Raw genomic sequence first — 3,093 nt, 5'->3', positions numbered from 1 at the left:
GCTCCGAGAGCGCTCCGTTCCCTCACCCCAAACCATGACGCGCCTGTCGCTCGATCGAACTGACAACAACGCGCCGGTGCACTCGTTCCGCTACGCGGCTCCCCCGAACCCCGGCGATGACACATGCATCAAACCCCTTGTCCGGTTCTCCGCAACTGCCCACCCGAGGGCAACGCGACGGCGGACCGAACAGCGGCAAAGCTAGACCCGCCCACCGAGTTCCGTCAAGGGTGTGTCGTGAATTCCTGTTCAGACGGCACATTCCGCCGACGGAATGTCATCGCGAAACAGCAGCTCAGTTCAGGCCGGAGTAGGCGTGAAGGCCCTTGAAGAACATGTTGACGATCGTGAAGTTGAAGATCACGGCGGTGAATCCGATGATCGACAGCCACGCCGAGCGTGATCCGCGCCAGCCGCGCGTGGCCCGCGCGTGGATGTAGCCGGCGTAGAGGACCCAGATCACGAAGGTCCAGACTTCCTTGGTGTCGAAGCCCCAGTAGCGGCCCCACGCGTCGTTGGCCCAGATGGATCCGGCGATGAGCGTGAAGGTCCAGAAGATGAAGCCGAGGATCGCGAAACGGTAGGCCAGCGACTCGAGCGCCTCGGCGCTGGGGAGGGTCTTGAGAAAGCCCGGGCCCGTCTTCGCGGTGCCGGATGCCGCCGCCTCGGCCTTCGCGAGAGCCGCGATCCTCGTCTCGCGGCGGGCCTGCATGAGCTGCAGCACCGAGAGGCCGAAGGCGAGGGCGAACAGCGCGGTCGCGAGCGAGGCGACGAAGACGTGGATGACGAGCCACACCGACTTCAGCGGGTCCATGAGGGGCACGATGTCGGTGTAGAACCAGATGGCCGTGCCGCCGAGCAGCACCACCACGAGGCCCGTGATGAAGGTGCCGAGGAACCGCAGGTCGTAGCGGAAAAGCACGCCGAGGTACACCGCGACGATGAGGAGCGTCCCGGTGAGGGCGAACTCGTACATGTTCGACCACGGCACGCGCCCCGCGGCGATGCCGCGGGTGACGTCGCCGCCGAGGTGGAAGAGGAAGCCGAGCACCGTCAGCGAGGTGCCGATGCGGGCCCAGACGAGCCGCGCGCGCTTTCCGACGGGGGCGTTGAGCGCCGCCTCGGACGCCGTCTCCTGCGCCCGCAGCTGCTCCACGATGCCGCCGCGCGAGCCTCCGCCGGCGCCGCCGGCGGCGACGAGTTCGCGCTCGCGCGCGGTCTTGGCCGCAGCATCCTTGGCGTCCACGGCGACCGCGCCGCGACGGGCCAGGTCGACCGCGTACGCGATGAACGCGAGGGCGTAGATCGCGATGGCCGTCCAGACCAGCAGCACCGAGACCGAGTCGAGCGTGAGGGGGGAGGCGTCGGGCATGGCTCTCAGTCTACGTCGGGGGTGGATTCGGGCTTCGTGGGACGTTCGCCCGCGGGAGCGGGCTCGGCGAGCGATGCGAGGTGGCGCTGGGCGAACTGCTCGACCGCGCCCTCGAGCGCAGGGTCCTCGCCGCGCGCGAGGCCGGCGTACTCGAGGTGCACGGTGTGGCCCTGACGCGTCGCCTTGACCCACATGCGCCGGCGCGGCACGAAGAGGGCGGCGAGCAGGCCGGCCGTCGCGAGCACGGCGAACACCAGCACCCACGTCGCCGCGGCATCGCGATGGATCGACAGCGACACGTACCGCTTGACCGAGTCCTGGAAGCCGGCCGCGTCCGGTGCCTCGTTCTCGAAGGTGATCGTGCCGAGGTCGTCCGGAAGGTCGACCGTGTCGCCGGGCTTGAGCTCGAGCGAGTCGGTGCCTGAATCGCCGCCGGCGAGCTGGGTCATCTCGCTCGGGTCGAGCGTGTACACCGACTTCGGCACACCGCCGTCGATGCCGAGGTCGCCGGCGTAGACCCAGAAGGTGAGCATCGGGTACTCGAGGTCGCCGTAGACCGAGGTGTAGGCGCCGTTCTTGAGCTCCTGTGCGGTGGGATAGAAGAAGCCCACCAGGCCCACCTGCTCACGCAGGCCGTCCGGCACCTTCACGACGCCCTGTGAGGTCATGTTGTTGTCCTGCGGCAGGAACGGCACCGACTCCGAGAAGACCACGTCGCCGTCGCCGTCTCGGATGGTGATGGTCGGTGCGTAGCCGTTGCCCATCAGGTACACCCTGTCGCCCGCGATCTCCAGCGGGTGGTTGACGCGCACCTCGCCCGTTTCGGCATCGGCGTCCGGGAACTGCGTCGACAGGTGCGCGACGAAGTCGCCGGCCTGCCCCGCGCCCTGCGCGCCGGGGGCGACGTAGGAGAGCGAGAACTCGTCGAGCGTGAGCGCGTAGGGCTGGAGGGCGTCCTCGTCGACGAACCGGCCGGGGTTGAACGACGTGTAGTCGAGCATCGTGTTGACCCAGGTGCGGCCCTCGATGATCACCGTCTGCCCGGTGTACGTGAACCCGCCGCCGACGCCGACCGCGAGCAGGACGCCCACCAGTGCAGCGTGGAAGACGAGGTTGCCGGTCTCCCGCAGGTATCCCCGCTCCGCCGACACCGACAGCGACGTCGCGCCGTCGTAGCGGGCGACACGGTACCCCGCCTTCTTCAGCTGCTGCTGGGCGGCCTCGACGGCGGTCGTCGCGGCGGCGGCGGCATCCGTGTCGTCCGGGTACTCGAGGATCTCGGAGCGGTGCGCGTCCAGCCGTGCCAGCCGCGCGGGTGTGCGCGGCGGCTGCGCGCGCATGGCCTTGTAGTGGTGCTTGGTGCGCGGGATGACGCAGCCGACGAGCGAGACGAACAGCAGGATGTAGATCGCCGAGAACCACGGCGACGTGTACACGTCGAACAGGCTCAGGTTGTCGAGCACCGGCGCGAGGTCGGGGTTGTCGACGAAGTACTGGCGCACGCCGTTGGGGTCGGCGCTGCGCTGCGGCACGAGCGAGCCGGGCACGGCGGCGATCGCGAGCAGCAGCAGCAGCACGAGCGCGGTGCGCATCGACGTGAGCTGGCGCCAGCCCCAGCGCAGCCACCCGACCACGCCCAGAGCGGGCTGGTTGACGTCGGATGCCGCGGAGTCCGCGTGGTCGGAGGGCCGGAGCGGGTCGGTCACGTCGTCGGTCACAGA

Annotated in this window: 2 protein-coding genes; both read right to left on the bottom strand. The window is 69.3% G+C overall.

Translation table 11 applies throughout. The annotated features are described in order from the left end of the window. Positions 1-295: 295 nt before the first annotated feature. A complete protein-coding gene (gene ccsB, locus AC3A46_RS13580; RefSeq protein WP_487665660.1) occupies positions 296-1,372 on the bottom strand; it encodes a c-type cytochrome biogenesis protein CcsB in 1,077 nt (358 codons plus the stop codon). A 5-nt stretch (positions 1,373-1,377) separates the two neighbouring features. Then, on the bottom strand, positions 1,378-3,090 hold the full coding sequence (gene resB / locus AC3A46_RS13575; RefSeq protein ID WP_487665659.1) for a cytochrome c biogenesis protein ResB: 1,713 nt from the start codon (positions 3,088-3,090) through the stop codon (positions 1,378-1,380). Positions 3,091-3,093 lie beyond the last annotated feature (3 nt).

Source organism: Microbacterium sp. Soil_C_42, assembly GCF_057656735.1.
Note: the sequence above shows the minus strand (reverse complement) of the source record. Positions and strands in the feature narration are given on the sequence as shown.

Excerpts from the sequence above, each read along its gene's own strand:
- ccsB (WP_487665660.1), bottom strand. The coding sequence starts at position 1,372 with ATGCCCGACGCCTCCCCCCTCACGCTCGACTCGGTCTCGGTGCTGCTG.